This window comes from Prochlorococcus sp. MIT2302 (genome assembly GCF_059772385.1).
Genome location: NZ_CM186285.1, coordinates 914,946 through 932,261 on the forward strand (window position 1 = coordinate 914,946; position 17,316 = coordinate 932,261).

Genomic DNA, 17,316 nt, shown 5'->3' on the forward strand with positions numbered 1-17,316 from the left:
ATACAGTTCTGAAATACCCACTCACATGGCAAAACTTTTTTACGACTCCGATGCAGACCTAGGTCTTCTCCAAGATAAAACCGTCGCAATTATTGGATATGGATCTCAAGGCCACGCACATGCATTGAACTTAAAAGATAGTGGAATAAAAGTTGTCGTTGGTCTTTATGAAGGGAGTAGGTCAGCCAGCAAAGCAACTTCTGATGGATTGGAAGTTTTAACTGTCTCAGAGGCTTCAGAGAGGGCAGATTGGATCATGATTCTTTTGCCTGATGAATTTCAAAAAGATGTTTATAACAAAGAAATAGCACCTCATTTGAAACCAGGGAAAATACTAAGTTTTGCTCATGGTTTCAATATTCGTTTTGAATTAATAAAACCACCTGAATTTGTCGATGTGGTAATGATTGCCCCAAAAGGCCCAGGACACACAGTTCGGTGGGAATATCAAAATGGTCAAGGAGTTCCTGCTTTATTTGCTATTGAGCAAGATGCCTCAGGCAAAGCTAGATCACTTGCGATGGCATACGCGAAAGGGATTGGTGGAACACGCGCTGGGATCTTAGAAACTAATTTCAAAGAGGAAACAGAGACTGATCTTTTTGGAGAGCAAGCAGTTTTATGTGGTGGCCTCTCAGAATTAGTAAAGGCTGGTTTTGAAACTCTTGTAGAAGCAGGATATCAGCCTGAATTGGCCTACTTTGAATGCTTGCATGAAGTCAAATTAATAGTTGACCTTATGGTTAAAGGAGGTCTCACTGCAATGAGGGATTCGATTTCAAATACAGCAGAGTATGGAGATTACGTAAGCGGTCCAAGGTTAATTACCAAAGAGACAAAAGAAGAAATGAAAAATATTCTTGCAGATATTCAAGATGGTACTTTTGCTAAAAACTTTGTGAAAGAATGCGATGAAGGAAAGCCTGAAATGAAGAGAATTCGCCAAAAAGACTCAGAACTCCCAATAGAAAAAGTAGGCAAAACACTTCGCTCTATGTTTAGTTGGCTTAAATCAGACTAGCAATATCATTCACTTAATCTTAATCGCCTTTCTTCTTGACCTTTTAATAGGCGATCCGAGGGGGTTGCCACACCCAGTCCAATTCATGGGTGTGGTGATTAGTTTTTTGAGAAGATTAGCTGAAGATTATGCGAAAGAAAATAAAACAAAATTATATATTTTAGGCGCAATAATTACAATTATAGTCGTATCATTAAGTGGCATAACTGGATGGCTTATAGAAAGATTATTTTTATTTTTTCAACTGAAAAATCCTATTTTAAGTACATTATTTTTTTCTTTAATTTTAAGTAGTTCACTTGCCTCAAGAAGTCTAAATAAAAGTGTTTTAGATATTATAAATTCGATAGGCAAAGAAAATATCAGTAATATAAGACAAAAACTAAGTCTTATAGTTGGTAGAGATGTTGAGAATTTAAATACTAATGAAATTCTCAGAGCGGCAGCTGAGACAGCAAGCGAAAATTCTGTTGATGGTATCTTTGCTCCGTTATTTTGGATATTTTTAGGAACTATTTTCTGGGAGTTTGATCAATCAATACCAGGACCATTAGCTATGGCATGGATCTTTAAAGCATCTAGCACCATTGATTCAATGCTTGGATATAAAGAGGGTAAATTAAAGTGGCTAGGATTTGCTGGTGCAAAACTTGATGATCTAATGGTCTGGATCCCTTCAAGAATTGTATTAATTACACTTCCTCTTTGCTGCAAAACAAAGAAATCATTTTTCAAAACGATAAAAGATTCCTGGAAGGATGGCATTTTAGATTCTTCACCAAATTCAGGAATCTCTGAAGCAATATTTGCTTATTGTGCTGGAGTAAGAATGGGGGGAATAAACTATTACAAAGGTCAAAAAAGAATAAAATCAATGATTGCAAGATCTTATCCTATTGCAAGTAAAAGGTTAGTCAAAAAGATACTAAATATAAGTCTTAGGCTTCAACTTGCTTGGATTCTTATCTTTTGCTTGATAATGATATTTATAAATTTATAAAATCAAAAGGCACCTCTATCCATAGGGAAGAGCAAGACTCCTAATGTAAGAATAATAATTTCTAAATCAAGTAGAAAATTTCTATTTCTTGCATAAACCAAATCTAATTCAACCCTTTTTTTATAACTAAGGTTGTTTCTTCCGCTAACCTGCCATAAGCCAGTTAGTCCGGGTCTCACTGAAATAACTTCTTCCATAAAAAGACTGTATTTATTAATCTCATTACTAACAATTGGTCTTGGCCCCACTACACTCATTTCCCCTTTTAAAACATTAAAAAATTGGGGTAATTCATCTAAACTAGACTTTCGCAGAAATCTTCCTAATTTTGTTATTCTAGGATCTTTACGTAATTTAAAATCTTTTTCAAATTCCTTTCTCATAAGAGGATATTTATCTAATAAATTTGGGAGTAAATCATCAGCATCTCTATACATAGTGCGAAACTTTATGCATCCAAATTCTTTGTAATTTCTTCCTACTCTTTTTTGAACATAAAAAACAGCTCCTGGAGAACTAAACTTTACTAATATTCCAATTAGGATAAAAACTGGTGAGCCTATAGTTAACACAAGCAAAGAAAAAACAATATCCCCTATCCTTTTCAATGTTCTTCCATATCGACTTTGATTTTTTATTATTTCTACCGCGGGCAAAGAAGAAGATTCTTGTGAGATTACTTCAAAAGGAATTATTGGAGATCCTTTACGGAACTCAGACCATCGTAATAAAGATTTTTTAGGATTAGTTTGCACAAATTATTGAGTTAGTTAGCTCAAGGCTGCAATAAATTTACACCATACTTAATTAAGATTTTCTTGATGTAGAACTAAGGTCACTAGTAGCAATGTCACAAGAATTCATATGCTCTCTCCAAGCTCTGTTTATGATTTTCTCTAATCTTTTTTTAAATGAATCTTGAGAAAAAGAATTACTCCAATCCCTAATTAACTCAGATTTTAAATCTCTCCAAAGTTGTTTTTCCTTAAAAAATTCAATTGCTTCAACCAAGGATTTCACTGTCTGATCATGAAACAAAAGTCCAGTCGCACCTTTATCTGAGTTTGAATTAAAACATTTCACTGTATCTAAAATACCTCCCTTACCAAAAGCAATCACAGGGGCTCCCGAAGCCATTGCTTCCACAGGAGCAATCCCAAAATCCTCAATACCAGCATAAACAAATGCTCTACATTTGCTCATAAGTTTTTGAATATTCTCTTGGCTCTGAAAACCAAGAATTTGAACTGTTGGACCTGCAAGATTTTTTAAATGTGCATTTTCGACTCCATCACCAACAACAACTAAAGGTAATTTAAGCTTATTAAAAGCCCTCACGACCAAATCAACTCTTTTATTAGGTACCAATCTACAAACACTTAAATAGAAATCTTCTCTGGGCTTATTCCACTCAAAACGATTGACATTGACAGGTGGATGTAAAACCTCTGAACGCCTTCTCCAATACTTCCAAATTCTCTTTGCCGTAAAATTAGAATTTGCTAGCAAGTAATCTACTCTTGAGCTACTTAATTGATCCCATTGCCTCAAAGTATGCAATTGCCATCTAATTAATGGTCCTAAACCTATTCTTCTTAAAAAGGATCTTTTCAAATATATATTCATTTGATCCCAAGCATACCTAACTGGTGTATGAACATAACTAATGTGAAGTTGATCAGGCGAAGTCAAAACGCCCTTAGCTACAAGGTGACTACTGCTTATAACCAAGGGATACCCTTCTAAGTCGATCTGCTCGATTGCGAAAGGTAAAAGAGGTAAATATTGTTGAACATGTGAGATGCCAAATGGTAATTTTTGAATGAAGCTAGTTTTTACTTTTCTTTTAAACAACCAACTATTTTTCAGCATATTCTCTCCATTAACTAAAGAGAAAAGGTCTGGTTGCGATGAAATTTCATTAAGCAAATCATCAATTGCCCGAACAACATTCTCGGCACCACCTGCTGATCTTGGAGTGAACCATTCATGTACTAATGCAATATTGCTTGGAAGATCTAAAGATGAATTTACACTCAAAGTTAAAACCTTAAATCATAAAATTAGTTTTAGCTTATTACAACCAAGATATTATGACAACAGATAACTTAAGTATCAATTTAGCAAACTTATATTATTTTCATTAAGATCCATAGCTAAAGAAATAATAATTTTAAAAAGAAATTTCTATTTTATCTAAAGATGTTATTAAAGGATCATAAAAGTTGTGAAACAAGCTACCACTAAAAGAAAATAAATAAGCAAATCCACTTAATAATCCTAGAAGAATAAAGTACCTAACATAGCCACTTCTTCTTTTTAGTTTGGCAACTGAAAAAAGCATAATTAATAAGAAAACTAAACCTATTGATTCGGAAACCAGCAAAGCTGGTCTATCAACTACTAAATTTAAGTTGATTCCATTTACTAGCTCAATTCCTGATATATCTTTTTTAAATAAAATAAAGTTGATTATTTCCGAAAATATAAGGCTGAGAATTATCAAATAGGATACTGGCTTAGTTAGCCTATTCATTGTTTTACTAAAACTCAATAAGAGCAAAGCTATAAAAATAGATGCAATTATTGGTAGTCCAGGTATCAGCCAAGTAAGATTTAATAGCATAGTTATAAAACAAGCTCAATTTTACATGCAAGAATAAGTTCTTTTAATTGTTCTCGAAGAACAAAAATAAAAAAGTGCTCTGAAAGCAACGTAATACTAAACAGATTAGCACTATTCATTTGTAAAAACATTTTATATTTTTTTTTTAGCAGGAAAATGAGCTAAAAACAAGCTATAAATTAATAGTCAAACAAAACTTAATAAGGGGAAAAAACTTTTTGAATTTTATAAAACTTATCTCTATTTTAACATATCAACCATCAAAATTATAATTATATACTATATGTAATTTAATTTATATGTAGTATGTAATATTGTACTGATTCTTATTTTTAATTCATTCTATTCTAAATAACTTGATAGTTATTCGCTTCAATTAGTCCAAACAAAAAACCAAGTCCCGTAAAAACAAAATCTTAACAAAAATAGCTTATAATTCACTATAGAATTAGATTTTAAATTCAAATGTCTGAAATTGATGCCGAGAACAATAAGCAAAGTATAAATTCAGATCTAGATGACACAAAGACAATTGAACCAGAGATAAATCCAGACATTACTGATCAAGGCCAAAGTCTCAGTTCATATCCTAAATGGATAAATAATAAAGGCGAAGAGGTAAAGCAAGTCTTTGGCTTTAATGAAAATGCTGAACTTGTTAATGGAAGAGTAGCAATGATAGGGTTTTTAATGCTCATACTCACTGAATTAGCTTTCGCTGGAGAGCCAGCAACACTTAAAATTTTTGGAATTAGCTAGTGAACAAAGCTTTGTATTATATTTATTCCAACAACTTTATTGATCCTCTCAAAAGCTATGAATAAAAAAACATTAGTTGGTGTTTCATACGTATCTGCTTGGATCATTATTTGGGGAACAATTGGTTCACTTATTGATTTTTATTTCCTTCAAAATACATATCTTCCAGGCTCATTTGGTCAATATTTAACATTTATAATTACAGCTATGATCTCTTCTATTGCCGCAACATACATGTTCCCAATAATAAATAAAAAGTTTATAAGTTAATAACGATAACGTTCAACTACTTGAGAAGGCATATCATTGATTCCATTCTGATAAAGGATCCATTGATTAGTTTCAAGATCATGGTCACAACCCAAGCCTTCTAGTTCAATAGATTTCAATCGCAATTCATAATGGCATTGCTGATCAGCTTCAAACGCAGATTTATAGCCAGTAAAAAAATGTAAATACCCGAAAATTAATACTATTAAAGATATAACCACGATAGGTATTTTCATAATAGGTAATAGATTATTATTTATATATTAGCTATTACCGTAGATAAAAAAAGTATTTATAATTTTGTTTCTTTTTCTTTTTCCATAGGTATTTCACATTCAGTTAAATCTTGATCATTTAAACGATCTAATATGCGAACCATATCAACTGCAGACAACTCCCCATTAGATCCCCATTTAAGAGTCGTCTTCCTCTGTTGAGGAATCTTTTTAGATATGTTTTCCTGACTTCTTTTTTGTACCATTGCTAATAAACAAACTTTTATAAAACATTAAAATATAAAGGTTATATATCAAAACTCAAAAAAAAATTCTTAGCCAAACTTTACTTTTATTTTTGCTTAGTAGTAATATTTTCCTATTTTCAGGAGTCTAACTAAATCTTTCCTAATCATTTCACTGTAAAAGTTATATAAACACTAGCCTCTACCAAAATTATAAATAAAATCCTGAAATGAAGGATTATAAAAATAAACAAGCACACTAATAACTAATAAAACGTTCAAACCAATTACTATTGAACCTATGATTACTCTCTGACGCTTACCTGGGACTTTATATTTCATGCCGGCTGGCAGGTTAACTAATACATCTGGATCATTAGAACTTGATTTCTTAAATTTATTCTCTTTGACCTTGTTTGTCTTTGCTGCCTTATCGTTAGTTTTTTTGGAATTCGAAGCTTTGGAGCCCATTTTCTTAATTAGAGTAACTTCTTTATCTTTATGGTTCTAAGCTTACTTAGATAAATCAGATAAAAAACTATTTTGTTCTAGTTTTTCACATTAGTTTGTTGACTAAGTCATAGATCAGGAATCTAGTGATCAATATATTGATTATATTTAACAATATTTCTTGATGGCATCAAGAATATTTTTCGCTTCCTTTCTTTTAAAATCAGAATTCATAGCCATTATTAAATTCGCCTCTAAGCCAAGTAATCTAGTTTGACAAGAAAATTTTTTATTTTTTGCTGCATTAATTTGATAATTATTTATTTTAAGTAATGCTTGATTGCAAGATTTTATATCTCTATAACAACTCTTTACTAGTGTATTAATTAGTAGAAAATCTCTGTTTTCATATGCCATCAAAGGGATTAATGCAGTAAGGAAATATATTAAAAGAAGGAATTGGAATTTATTTTTTTTACATAGAGAACCAATCAAAACGTAATCTCCGTTAAAGTGATTTAAAAATTATTTGAATATATGTAACAGTTTTTGAGTCAATAAAAACAACATTATTTTATTAATAATACAAATACTAAGTTTTCACAAAAAAAAGGACTCATTTTTAAAGAGTCCCTTACTAAAGAAAAGGTAAGCAAGCAAAACAGCTTTTAAGAAAACTCAACCCTGAACACGATCCTTAAACAACTTCCCAGCGGTAAAAGCAGGAACTCGCTTAGCAGGTATTGCAATCTTTTCCCCAGTCTTAGGGTTTAAACCCTGTCTTGCAGAACGATCGCGTGGCTCAAAAGAGCCAAACCCTAGAATGGAGACTTTCTTACCCTCCACTACAGAATCAATAATTGTATCTATGGCGGCATCTACTACCAGAGAGACATCTGTTTTAGTTAGCTCAGTACGAGCTGCAACCAGGTTGACTAAATCTGCTTTGTTCATTGGAAAGATTGTATGTAGCAGGGAGTAAGAAGAGGGAAACCAAAAAATAATTAGTTTCCATAAAACTCAATCTTGCTAATCGTATGGACCAAATCACTTACCTGCAACCCAAAGAGCTTGTGACAGTAAGCTTTCTAAAAAACATAAGTGCTTTTTGTCATGATTCAATAAGCTTTAAAAGATTTGAATCAAATACCGGAAAGAAAGATGTTTTTTTTCAGTTTTCGCCAAGAAGCTTGTCAGGGCAGTACTTCTAAAAAGTTCCGTTTTCAAATTTACCATCAAGGATGGCTCTAAAGTTTGAAATTAATTCTTTTTTCTAAAGAAAATCAGACATTTAATTTAATTCTCATGAATTAACAAAGGTCTACAGAAAAGCACATTTATTGGTATTACAAAATAATACCCACACTAAAAAAAAGACAGATAAATGAAAAATTAGATTTTTTCTAGCTTTAGGAGATCTATATGGAAGCCGTAATCCCTAAAAAAACCAAAAAAATTTTTGTTGACTGGTTTTTTTTTTAAATTTCAAAAGATTTGAATTTCAATTAAATAAGAATGTGTTTCAACTGAAGTTACTGTCCAAGTCACAACAACAATAACAATGGAGTGCTATTGAAAAAACTATTAAGTATTCATTAAAAAAAGCAGTCCGTGCTCAATAAAATTTTTTTCAAAAATTGAATTTCGTTTTTTAGAACTTGTTAAAACAAACCAACCGCCTAACTTGGAGGGAAAGTTACTTGATTACTTAATTTGAAGGACAAACACAATTGAGCAAAGTAAAAGTTGGTTCAGCATGGCCTTTGGGTAGCTCAGTCACTCCTGATGGGGTTAATTTCTCCATCGCAGCACCACATGCAACAAATATAGAATTGCTAATCTTCCAAAATGAAAATGACGACTCTCCTATAGAAATAATTTCCCTAGATCATCAAAACAGGTCAGGAGATTATTGGCATATTGAAGTAGAGGGACTAACTGAAGGCACTTTATATGGATATAGAGTGTCAATTAAAAATAACAAAGCCATTGAGGGTAATCTTGTTTTAGATCCATGTGCCAGAGCTATTACAGGATGGCGAAATTACATAAGACCTCAAGAAGGAAAAAGAATTAATGACTATAGTCATTCTCTAAAGGGAGTAGTAACAGAGAGGGATTATTTTGATTTCAATTGTCATCCAAGACCTAAGCATGCATGGAATAAAACAATTATTTATGAATTACATGTTGGAGGTTTCACTAAAAAAACAGATTCAAGCATTAGCGAAACAAAAAAAGGAACCTTTATTGGATTAATCGAAAAGATACCTTATCTTAAAAATATTGGTATTACATCGATTGAGCTGCTCCCTGTTTTCGCTTTTGATGCTAGTGATGCCCCTGACGGACTAGTTAACTATTGGGGTTATAGCCCTATAAATTGGTTTACGCCGCATCAAAGTTTTGTAGATAGTTTGAATCCATTAGAAGCAAGAAAACAATTCAGGAAGTTAGTAGAGGTTTGCCATGATAATGAGCTCGAAGTGTTAATCGATGTTGTTTATAATCACACAACTGAGGGTAATCAACATGGCCCAAAAATAAGTTGGAAAAATTTTGGTCCTAAAGCTTACTACCATCAAGATGAGAATGGAAATTATCAAGATGTAAGTGGGTGCGGTAATAGTATCGCTGCCAATCGTCCTTTAGTTAGAAAATTAATCCTAGAGTCATTGCGATGTTGGGCAATTGAATTAGGAGTTGACGGCTTTCGATTTGACTTAGGTATTGCTTTAAGCAGAGGCGAAAATTTAATTCCTTTAGAAAAACCTCCCTTGTTTGAAGAAATCGAAACAGATCCTCAACTTAGTGATGTGAAATTAATCAGTGAGCCCTGGGATTGTGGAGGGCTTTATAAGCTAGGAGACTTCCCAGCGAAAAAGTTCAGAACATGGAATGGACATTTTAGAGATGATATTAGAAAATTTTGGAAAGGGGAGAAAAGTACAATATGGCCACTTAAAGATAGGTTAATAGGTAATAAATCCCTTTATAATGATAATAATTTAGCAAATACTTACAGTATAAATTTCATAACTTCTCATGATGGATTTACTTTGAAAGATCTGGTAAGTTTTAACAAAAAACATAACTTAGCCAATGGCGAAAACAATCGTGATGGAGAGAATAATAATAACAGTTATAATCATGGCGTTGAAGGGCCAACTACTAATAAAGAAATAAATAATTTAAGGCAAAAACAACAAAGAAATCTTCTTTCATCACTCCTATTGTCTCCAGGGGTCCCAATGCTTTTAATGGGTGACGAAGTAGGAAGAAGCCAAGGAGGAAATAACAACACTTGGTGTCAAGATAATCCACTTGGATGGATGGATTGGGACCATGAGAATTGGGACCATGACTTAAAAGAATTTGTAACAAAACTCATATCTTTAAGAAAACAATTACCAGAATTTTTTAGTCCAGATTGTATTCATAATAGTGAAAAAGATAATACCAAGGTCAAAACGTCCAATTTTTGGATTCAGTGGCATGGCATTAAAGTTAACAAACCTGACTGGAGTGACTGGTCACATACTCTTGGTTTTAGCATCAACAAAAATAATGAAGGCTCAGCAATCTGGCTTGGCTTTAATGCTTACAAAGACCCAATGCTTTTTGAATTGCCAACACCAATTTCTCCATGGAAAAAATATATTGATACTTCATTTATAAAAAATAAAAATGTCTCAAAAAAACCCTTAATAAATCAATCGAACATACTTATTGAGAGTAACAGCCTAGTTCTTATGGTCGCTAACGATTATTCAAAAAAAATTAAGCTATGAGACTCATTATCAAGCGGGCGGCGGGAATCGAACCCGCATCATCAGCTTGGAAGGCTGAGGTTTTACCACTAAACTACGCCCGCACTGGAACTAAAGATTTACTTCCGATCGGAGTAAACATTAATTCCTGTTCCTCCATTATTACCTTGCGAGTCCCATTATCCAAAAAAGATTGATGAAGTCCACATCGCTTTACGAAGGGAGTAATCGCACAAGACTAATGATCTCTTATGCAATGGGAGATGCTGGAACGGGATTAGCCGCAATACAGTTAGGTACTTATCTATTTCTATTTTTCACTTGTGCTGCAGGAATACCTGCATTTATTGCAGGCTCACTGCTTATGGTTTCTAAACTTTGGGATGCAATAAATGATCCACTAATTGGATGGATGAGTGATCACACACACTCGAAATGGGGGCCAAGGCTTCCATGGATGGTTGGAGGTGCTGTTCCCCTTGGTTTATTTCTTGCAGCAATGTGGTGGATCCCTCCAGGAAGCATAGAAACAAAAACTACCTATTACGTATTCACCGCAATTTTCTTGATGACAGCATATACAGCAGTAAATCTCCCTTTTGCAGCATTATCTACAGAGCTGACTGAAAATATGGGGATTAGGACAAGACTAAATGCAGCAAGATTTACTGGCTCTATTCTGGCAGGAACTTCTGGATTAATAGTAGCTGCAGGCTTCTTATCTAAAGGCGCAGACGGATATACTTCAATGGGAAGAGTTACAGGGATAATTGCTACTTTTACAACTTTAATTGCTTGCTGGGGACTTGCCCCATTTGCTAAAAAAGCAAGGAAACCGGCTTCTCAATCTGAACCTTTTAACCAGCAACTAAAAAGAGTTTTAAATAACAAACTTTTCACAAGGATTATTGCTCTTTATTTGCTGCTTTGGTGCGGACTACAATTAATGCAAACCGTTTCATTAATCTATCTTGAACAAGTAATGCTTGTCCCAATAGAAATTTCAAAATGGATCCCAATTCCATTTCAAATTAGCACTCTATTAGGTCTGCAATTTTGGAGCTTTTACTCCAATAAATATGGGAGAATAACAGCACTATTCAAAGGAGGTTCAATATGGATATTAGCTTGTCTTTTTGTTATGATTATGCCTCCTCTAACTAAGGGGATAAGTATCAATAATTTATTGTTTTTTGATAATATTGAAGGCATAAAAATGCTAATCCTATTAGTAATAATTATTTTAGTAGGATTTGGAGCGTCAACTGCTTACCTCATTCCATGGTCTCTACTTCCCGATGCTATTGATAAAGACCCCGAAAAACCTTCAGGAATATATACTGCATGGATGGTTTTTATTCAGAAAATTGGTATAGGTTTAAGTGTTCAATTTTTAGGAGTTCTTTTATCTTTATCAGGATATAAATCATCAACCAATTGCTTATCAAGTTTTCAAGATTTAGATCAACCTTTAACAGCAATAATTACCATTAGATTATGTATGGGATTAATACCATCTTTTCTAGTATTAGCTGGATTAATAACAATGAAACCTTGGCGAAATTTAGACTTCAAATCTGAAAGCGTAGGGCCATGAACACCACACCTCGTTGGCTAAGAAGATTCTTCAGCAGTATGTTAATTGGAGGACAAGCAATTGCATCAATAGCCAAAAGGAAGGTCAATAAATCCGACTTAATAGATCAATTAATGGAAGCAGGTCCAGGTAGCTTTCTTATTATTCTCATAACAGGCGTTGCGGCTGGAACAGTTTTTAATATTCAGGTAGCTGCAGAATTAAGTAAGCAAGGCTTAGGTTCTGCTGTTGGCGGTCTTCTAGCAATTGGCATGGCTAGAGAGATAGCTCCTTTGCTTACCGCAACTCTACTTACTGGGAAAGTCGCAACTGCTTATGCGGCTCAAATAGGGACAATGAAAGTTACTGAACAGATTGACGCTATCACGATGTTACAAACAGATCCAGTTGAATATCTTGTTGTCCCAAGGCTATTCGCGATGGTCGTAATGGCACCAATTCAATGCTTACTATTTTTTTCTATCGGTCTATTTAGCGGTCAATTTAGCAGCACCGTTCTCTATCAAATTCCACCAAGCATTTTTTGGAATTCGGTAAGAGAATGGCTCATAACATCTGATCTTCCATTTATGCTTGTAAAAGCATTTGTATTTGGTTTCTTAATAGCAGTCATTGCTTGTGGGTGGGGGTTAACCACTAGAGGCGGGCCCAAAGAAGTAGGATCAAGCACTACTGGAGCAGTCGTAATGACTTTAATAACCGTTTCTTTAGTAGATGTTTTACTCACTCAAGTTCTTTTTGGCTAGAAACTATGACTTCTAAAAATTCACTCGACAAAGATAGTGTGATTTTGTCACCTTCATATCGTTTACCCAGCTTAATAATCTTTGCGGGCTTATTATTTTTAATCACACCACTTAATCCTTGGCCAACAATTGTGATTAGCAGTTTTGGTTTTTTCCTATTACTTCAATCATTTACCTTGAAACTGAAATTCACTAAAGACGATTTAGTTGTTATGCAACTTGGTAATGAATTAAGAAGGTTTCCCTTTAAAAATTGGATAGCCTGGAGAATCATATTACCCAATTTGCCAGGTTTTCTTTACTTTAGAGAAGAGGCAAGCCCTCATCTTTTGCCAATCCTTTTTGAGGTTAACTCATTAAAAAAACAGTTAAGGTTAAGAGTCAAGGATTTAGAAATAGAAAAAGAAGTAGACTCATCAAAATCTAAAACTTAACCTAAGTTTTTGAAATATGGAATCCGAAGAAAATCTAACTGGAGAAACACAAAATTTAGAACAGAATATTTCTGTACAAAATTCTTCACCATTGGAAGAAAAACCCAAAGAATCTATCGAAAAACAACCTGAATTAGCAACAACCACTGATCCTAAAAATAATCAAGAAATCTATACTGATAAGACACAGAAACTCTTTAACATTGCCCTTAAGGATCTTCAGCTTTCTCGCGAGAGATTAGAAAAAGAATTAGAAGAACTTTCAAAAAAGAAAGTACAAATCGAAAATGAACTTAAAAGCTCATTTTCAGGTCAATCTGACGCAATCGCTAGGAAAGTTAAAGGTTTTCAGGAATATTTAACTGGAGCTTTACAAGACTTAGCTCAATCAGCCGAGCAATTAGAGCTTGTTGTACCACCAGTAATAGTTAAACCATCTCCACTAGATGAAAATAAAAAAATTGAACTTTCTCATGAACAAGAAGTTGTCCCTGCTGTTGCTGATACTTTCAAGCCTGACGAGAGTTTAATCAGGAGATGCTTTGGTCAATTTGTTGAACAACCCGATTTCTATGCAGAGCCCTGGAAATTAAGAAGAAGTCTTGAAGATAATGATATTCAAATGCTCGAAGATTGGTTCTTTAGCATGGGCGGAAGAGGTGCTCAACCAAGTCGAGGGAGTAGATCAAAGAATGCTTTAGTTGCGGCAGGAATTATTGCAATTTTAGGTGAATTGTACGGCGAACAATTTCAAACATTGGTTTTAGCGAGTCAACCAGAGCGACTTGGAGAATGGAGAAGATGTCTCCAAGATGCATTGGGACTCAACCGTGAGGATTTCGGACCTAATAGCGGGATAGTCCTTTTCGAAAGATCCGATGGCTTAATAGACAGAGCAGATCGACTTGAAGAAAGAGGTGAGTTACCTTTGATAATTATTGATGCCGCTGAGATAAACGTAGAGATTCCTATTCTTCAGTTTCCTATTTGGCTGGCTTTTGCAGGAAGCCCCAATGAAATTTATGAAGAGAATGAATTAATATAAAAATTCAGATGGCAATTCTTTTGAATCTATTATTTCTTTTTTTAGGATATTTATTTGGTTCTTTTCCTAGTGGTTATTTAGCGGGAAAGATTGCTAAAGGAATTGACATTCGATCATTAGGTTCAGGGTCTACAGGAGCAACAAATGTATTAAGGCATATTGGTAAACGCGCAGCAATTACAGTATTTCTACTAGATGTTCTCAAAGGTGTTTTATCTATTTTATTAGCAAAATACTTCCTTCTGAATGATTCTTGGCAAGTAGCCGTAGGTCTATCAACTTTAATTGGTCACATTTGGCCTGTCTGGCTGAATTGGCGAGGCGGCAAAGCGGTAGCGACAGGATTAGGAATATTTCTTGGCCTTTCATGGCAAGTTGGGCTTGCAACTTTAGGAATCTTCATTCTTATGATTACATTTTTTAGAATAGTATCACTTGCAAGTGTTAGTGCAGCATTAGCTCTGCCTTTAATAATGTTTCTAAGTTTCAATACCTCCAGTATTTCATTACCCTTTTTAATTATTTCACTATTAGCTATGACTTTAGTTATTTGGAGACACAGAGACAATATACTTAGGCTAATGAAAGGGAAAGAGCCCAGAATTGGGCAGTCCTAGAAAATTAATTCAGAACTGTATCGCAAAAACTTTTAAACATAAAAGCACGATTATCCGATTGGGTAATTGCTCTTCCAATAACCAACTTTGAAGCCCCCATTTTAAGAGCTTCGGATGCCTCAGAAACTCTAGATTGATCATTATTATCTGAACCAATTGACCGGATTCCAGGCGTTATCAAATCAAAACTCTCAGGATAAATTTCCCGAAGGAAATGAACCTCCCTAGGGCTACAGACACATCCACCCAATCCAGCATTTGATGCAATCTCTGCTAGGTGCTTAACACGTTGATCTATTGATTGATCAATTAATAGATCGTTAGCAAAACTTTCTTGAGTCCAACTAGTTAAGATTGTTATTCCCAAAAGCTTTGGCGGCATTAAATTAACTTTAGCGGCTCCTTCCTGAGCAGCTTCATTTGCCATCTTTAGAGCTTTGATACCTGCGCAAGTATGCAAAGAAATATATTCAGCACCTATTTGTGATGCAGCAAAACATGCTCTAGCAATTGTTGTAGGAATATCGTGAAATTTAAGATCTAAAAATATTTTTTTTCCTCTATCTCTCAAGGTTGACAATATGTCTGGCCCTTCACTAACAAATAACTCCAGACCAACTTTAACCCAGATAATTTCAGGTATTTCTTCAAATAATTTGAAAACATTATTCTTATCCATACCATCTAAGGCAATAATTATTTTTTCACTTGGATGATCTATGTTTTTCATAAAACCAATCAACTTGACACCCGAAGAAATTTTTTCTTTCCAACTTGCAAAATTTTGCCAATGAGATCTTCTGGACTGTCAAACTCTAAATTAGGGTCTAAAATTTTTTCTCCATCAATTCGTACGCCACCTCCAAGAATTTGTCTTCTAGCTTCACTGCTACTTGAACACATTTTCATTTTACTTAATAAATAAAATGCTTTAGCTGGAAAATTAACATTTGAAATTGAAGATTCTGGTATGTCATTAAGAGTATTTTGTGTTCCTAAAACTAATTTTTCAGAATTAGACTGAGCTTTTTGTGCTGCTTGAACTCCTTTAAAATTAGATGTTATTTTTAAAGCCATGAATTTCTGGACCTCTCTTGGGCTTGAACTCAAATTATTTAAATTTTCATCAGTTAGCAAATTTAAATAACTAAAAACTAGATTATCTGGTACCTTTTCTAATTTTGAATACATCGATAACGAATCTTCATTAATTCCTACAATATTGTTTAAACTTTTGCTCATTTTTTGAGTCCCATCTAAACCCACCAAAATAGGCAATAACATACCAAATTGAGGCCTTTGACCAAAAGCTCTTTGTAAATCTCTACCCATTGCAATATTAAATTTTTGATCTGTACCACCAAGTTCTAAGTCAGAATTAATTGAGACAGAATCATATCCTTGAAGAAGTGGATACAGAAATTCATGCAAAGATATAGGAGTGCCAGATTTATATCGATTGTTAAAATCTTCCTTTGCTAGCATCTGGCCAACTGTTGAATTTGACAAAAGTTCTATAGTTTTAGACAAATCAAGATTTTCTAACCACTCACTATTTCTTCTGATTTCTAGACGACCAGGAGTAGAAAAATCGAGCAACGAATTTTTTGGATCTTTGCCAAGTCCTAATTGCTCGAGATAATTTAATGCATTTAATTCAACCTCGTCTTTTGAAAGCTGAATTCTTGTTTTACTTTTACCAGTTGGATCTCCAATTCTTGCAGTAAAATCTCCAATTATAAGAACTGCAGTATGTCCTGCGTCTTGAAAAGCCCTTAATTTTCTAAAAAGAATACTATGACCTATATGAATATCTGTTCCTGTTGGATCAATTCCAAGCTTTACACGTAAAGGTTTTTTTTCTATATATGAAAGTTCTAATCTTTTTATAAAACTTTGATCAGAATCTTCAGATTTTTTATGAGGAAAAAGATCATCCAAACCCCTAGAAATCCAATCAGGTAAATCATTAAAATTATTTAACATATTTAAATCTAAAATGGTAAATAGTCATTTATCCAATTCTGATTTCATTCTAACCAACGTTTTATTCATTTGATCAAACATCTGATCGGGAGTGATACCAAATTGACCCAACTGAGTCTTCAACTGTTCAACTGTCATTTTTGCCTGAAAATCTTCTGAGAGTTCAAATCTTTTCATAAAGACTTTATACCTCTCCATTAAGTTTTCCATGGTATTGATAAACATCACTTTTCCTTCCCTATCGAATTTTCCATAATCAGAGCCTAATTGCATAAGATTCTGATAATCGGTGAAAAGTTTTTTTGCCTCTTCCTGAACAATATCAGATTCAAAAAAGCTCATATCTCTAGCCTCTGCTGATAGATCAATTGCTTAATTTTGAGTTGAACCTCTGGCATAGATTGTATCATTTATATTTCTGTTTAGTCTAATCGATCTTTACCAGACAACATTTGCTTAGAGAGTGTAAATAGCCACACCCCAAAATATTATTATTACTTAAATCATATAAAAACCTACAAATACAAGAAAAAGA

At 33.7% G+C, this 17,316-nt stretch carries 21 protein-coding genes and 1 tRNA gene; 10 read left to right on the forward strand and 12 right to left on the reverse strand.

Annotation, left to right across the window (positions count from 1 at the left end):
* Positions 1 to 25: 25 nt before the first annotated feature.
* Together ilvC and cbiB are read left to right on the forward strand one after the other, a co-directional pair.
* Positions 26 to 1,021, forward strand: a complete 996-nt coding sequence (gene ilvC, locus AC6EI2_RS05420) for a ketol-acid reductoisomerase (protein ID WP_498463369.1) — start codon at positions 26 to 28, stop codon at positions 1,019 to 1,021.
* A gap of 64 nt (positions 1,022 to 1,085) precedes the next feature.
* Positions 1,086 to 2,021, forward strand: coding sequence for an adenosylcobinamide-phosphate synthase CbiB (cbiB, locus tag AC6EI2_RS05425; protein WP_498463370.1), 936 nt, complete (start codon positions 1,086 to 1,088; stop codon positions 2,019 to 2,021).
* 2 nt (positions 2,022 to 2,023) lie between these two features.
* Here cbiB and AC6EI2_RS05430 read toward each other — a convergent pair whose 3' ends face one another.
* The 3 genes from AC6EI2_RS05430 to AC6EI2_RS05440 all read right to left on the reverse strand — a co-directional run bounded on the left by AC6EI2_RS05430 (position 2,024) and on the right by AC6EI2_RS05440 (position 4,647).
* Positions 2,024 to 2,776 (reverse strand): undecaprenyl-phosphate galactose phosphotransferase family protein, encoded by a 753-nt coding sequence (locus tag AC6EI2_RS05430; protein ID WP_498463371.1) that lies wholly within the window; start codon positions 2,774 to 2,776, stop codon positions 2,024 to 2,026.
* Positions 2,777 to 2,828: 52 nt separating this feature from the next.
* Positions 2,829 to 4,061: a glycosyltransferase gene (locus tag AC6EI2_RS05435; RefSeq protein WP_498463372.1), complete on the reverse strand. Its 1,233-nt coding sequence runs from the start codon at positions 4,059 to 4,061 to the stop codon at positions 2,829 to 2,831.
* Positions 4,062 to 4,194: 133 nt separating this feature from the next.
* Positions 4,195 to 4,647, reverse strand: coding sequence for an NAD(P)H-quinone oxidoreductase NdhF (locus tag AC6EI2_RS05440; protein WP_498463373.1), 453 nt, complete (start codon positions 4,645 to 4,647; stop codon positions 4,195 to 4,197).
* A gap of 465 nt (positions 4,648 to 5,112) precedes the next feature.
* Here AC6EI2_RS05440 and AC6EI2_RS05445 point away from each other — a divergent pair, with 465 nt between their 5' ends.
* The gene (locus tag AC6EI2_RS05445) at positions 5,113 to 5,406 is read left to right on the forward strand and encodes a high light inducible protein (protein WP_498463374.1); all 294 of its coding nucleotides are present in this window, start codon (positions 5,113 to 5,115) and stop codon (positions 5,404 to 5,406) included.
* 57 nt (positions 5,407 to 5,463) lie between these two features.
* A complete protein-coding gene (locus AC6EI2_RS05450) occupies positions 5,464 to 5,676 on the forward strand; it encodes a hypothetical protein (RefSeq protein ID WP_498463375.1) in 213 nt (70 codons plus the stop codon).
* On the opposite strand, the gene AC6EI2_RS05455 is transcribed toward AC6EI2_RS05450, so the two are convergent.
* From AC6EI2_RS05455 to AC6EI2_RS05475, 5 genes are all read right to left on the reverse strand, one after another.
* Positions 5,673 to 5,912: a hypothetical protein gene (locus AC6EI2_RS05455; protein ID WP_498463376.1), complete on the reverse strand. Its 240-nt coding sequence runs from the start codon at positions 5,910 to 5,912 to the stop codon at positions 5,673 to 5,675. The genes AC6EI2_RS05450 and AC6EI2_RS05455 overlap by 4 nt on opposite strands.
* Before the next feature lie 56 nt (positions 5,913 to 5,968).
* Complete coding sequence (locus tag AC6EI2_RS05460) at positions 5,969 to 6,157, reverse strand: DUF8633 family putative protein (protein ID WP_498463377.1); 189 nt, start codon at positions 6,155 to 6,157, stop codon at positions 5,969 to 5,971.
* A gap of 174 nt (positions 6,158 to 6,331) precedes the next feature.
* Entirely contained in the window at positions 6,332 to 6,607 is a 276-nt protein-coding gene (locus tag AC6EI2_RS05465; RefSeq protein WP_498463378.1) for a hypothetical protein, read from the reverse strand.
* A gap of 147 nt (positions 6,608 to 6,754) precedes the next feature.
* A complete protein-coding gene (locus AC6EI2_RS05470) occupies positions 6,755 to 7,081 on the reverse strand; it encodes a hypothetical protein (RefSeq protein ID WP_498463379.1) in 327 nt (108 codons plus the stop codon).
* Positions 7,082 to 7,264: 183 nt separating this feature from the next.
* Positions 7,265 to 7,540, reverse strand: a complete 276-nt coding sequence (locus AC6EI2_RS05475; protein ID WP_011295240.1) for an HU family DNA-binding protein — start codon at positions 7,538 to 7,540, stop codon at positions 7,265 to 7,267.
* 776 nt (positions 7,541 to 8,316) lie between these two features.
* On the opposite strand from AC6EI2_RS05475, the gene AC6EI2_RS05480 reads away from it, so the two are divergent.
* Positions 8,317 to 10,377, forward strand: coding sequence for a glycogen debranching protein (locus tag AC6EI2_RS05480; protein ID WP_498463380.1), 2,061 nt, complete (start codon positions 8,317 to 8,319; stop codon positions 10,375 to 10,377).
* Between the two features lie 12 nt (positions 10,378 to 10,389).
* On the opposite strand, the gene AC6EI2_RS05485 is transcribed toward AC6EI2_RS05480, so the two are convergent.
* Positions 10,390 to 10,460: transfer RNA gene (locus tag AC6EI2_RS05485), tRNA-Gly, on the reverse strand.
* Positions 10,461 to 10,552: 92 nt separating this feature from the next.
* Here AC6EI2_RS05485 and AC6EI2_RS05490 point away from each other — a divergent pair.
* From AC6EI2_RS05490 to plsY, 5 genes are read left to right on the forward strand one after another with little or no spacing between them, the layout of a single operon-like run.
* Positions 10,553 to 11,953, forward strand: a complete 1,401-nt coding sequence (locus tag AC6EI2_RS05490) for an MFS transporter (RefSeq protein ID WP_498463381.1) — start codon at positions 10,553 to 10,555, stop codon at positions 11,951 to 11,953.
* Positions 11,950 to 12,699, forward strand: a complete 750-nt coding sequence (locus tag AC6EI2_RS05495) for an MlaE family ABC transporter permease (RefSeq protein WP_498463382.1) — start codon at positions 11,950 to 11,952, stop codon at positions 12,697 to 12,699. Before AC6EI2_RS05490 ends, AC6EI2_RS05495 begins: the two co-directional genes overlap by 4 nt.
* Positions 12,700 to 12,704: 5 nt before the next feature.
* Entirely contained in the window at positions 12,705 to 13,133 is a 429-nt protein-coding gene (locus tag AC6EI2_RS05500; protein WP_498463383.1) for a DUF3119 family protein, read from the forward strand.
* 16 nt (positions 13,134 to 13,149) lie between these two features.
* Positions 13,150 to 14,178 carry a DUF3086 domain-containing protein gene (locus AC6EI2_RS05505; RefSeq protein ID WP_498463384.1) on the forward strand — a complete coding sequence of 343 codons (1,029 nt, stop codon included), beginning with the start codon at positions 13,150 to 13,152 and terminating at the stop codon, positions 14,176 to 14,178.
* Between the two features lie 20 nt (positions 14,179 to 14,198).
* Positions 14,199 to 14,795, forward strand: a complete 597-nt coding sequence (plsY, locus tag AC6EI2_RS05510; RefSeq protein WP_498463462.1) for a glycerol-3-phosphate 1-O-acyltransferase PlsY — start codon at positions 14,199 to 14,201, stop codon at positions 14,793 to 14,795.
* A gap of 4 nt (positions 14,796 to 14,799) precedes the next feature.
* Here plsY and pyrF read toward each other — a convergent pair whose 3' ends face one another.
* From pyrF to AC6EI2_RS05525, 3 genes are read right to left on the reverse strand one after another with little or no spacing between them, the layout of a single operon-like run.
* Positions 14,800 to 15,525: an orotidine-5'-phosphate decarboxylase gene (pyrF, locus tag AC6EI2_RS05515; protein WP_498463385.1), complete on the reverse strand. Its 726-nt coding sequence runs from the start codon at positions 15,523 to 15,525 to the stop codon at positions 14,800 to 14,802.
* 8 nt (positions 15,526 to 15,533) lie between these two features.
* Positions 15,534 to 16,781 (reverse strand): tyrosine--tRNA ligase, encoded by a 1,248-nt coding sequence (gene tyrS / locus AC6EI2_RS05520; RefSeq protein WP_498463386.1) that lies wholly within the window; start codon positions 16,779 to 16,781, stop codon positions 15,534 to 15,536.
* Between the two features lie 24 nt (positions 16,782 to 16,805).
* On the reverse strand, positions 16,806 to 17,123 hold the full coding sequence (locus AC6EI2_RS05525) for a DUF1825 family protein (protein ID WP_498463387.1): 318 nt from the start codon (positions 17,121 to 17,123) through the stop codon (positions 16,806 to 16,808).
* Between the last annotated feature and the right edge of the window lie 193 nt (positions 17,124 to 17,316).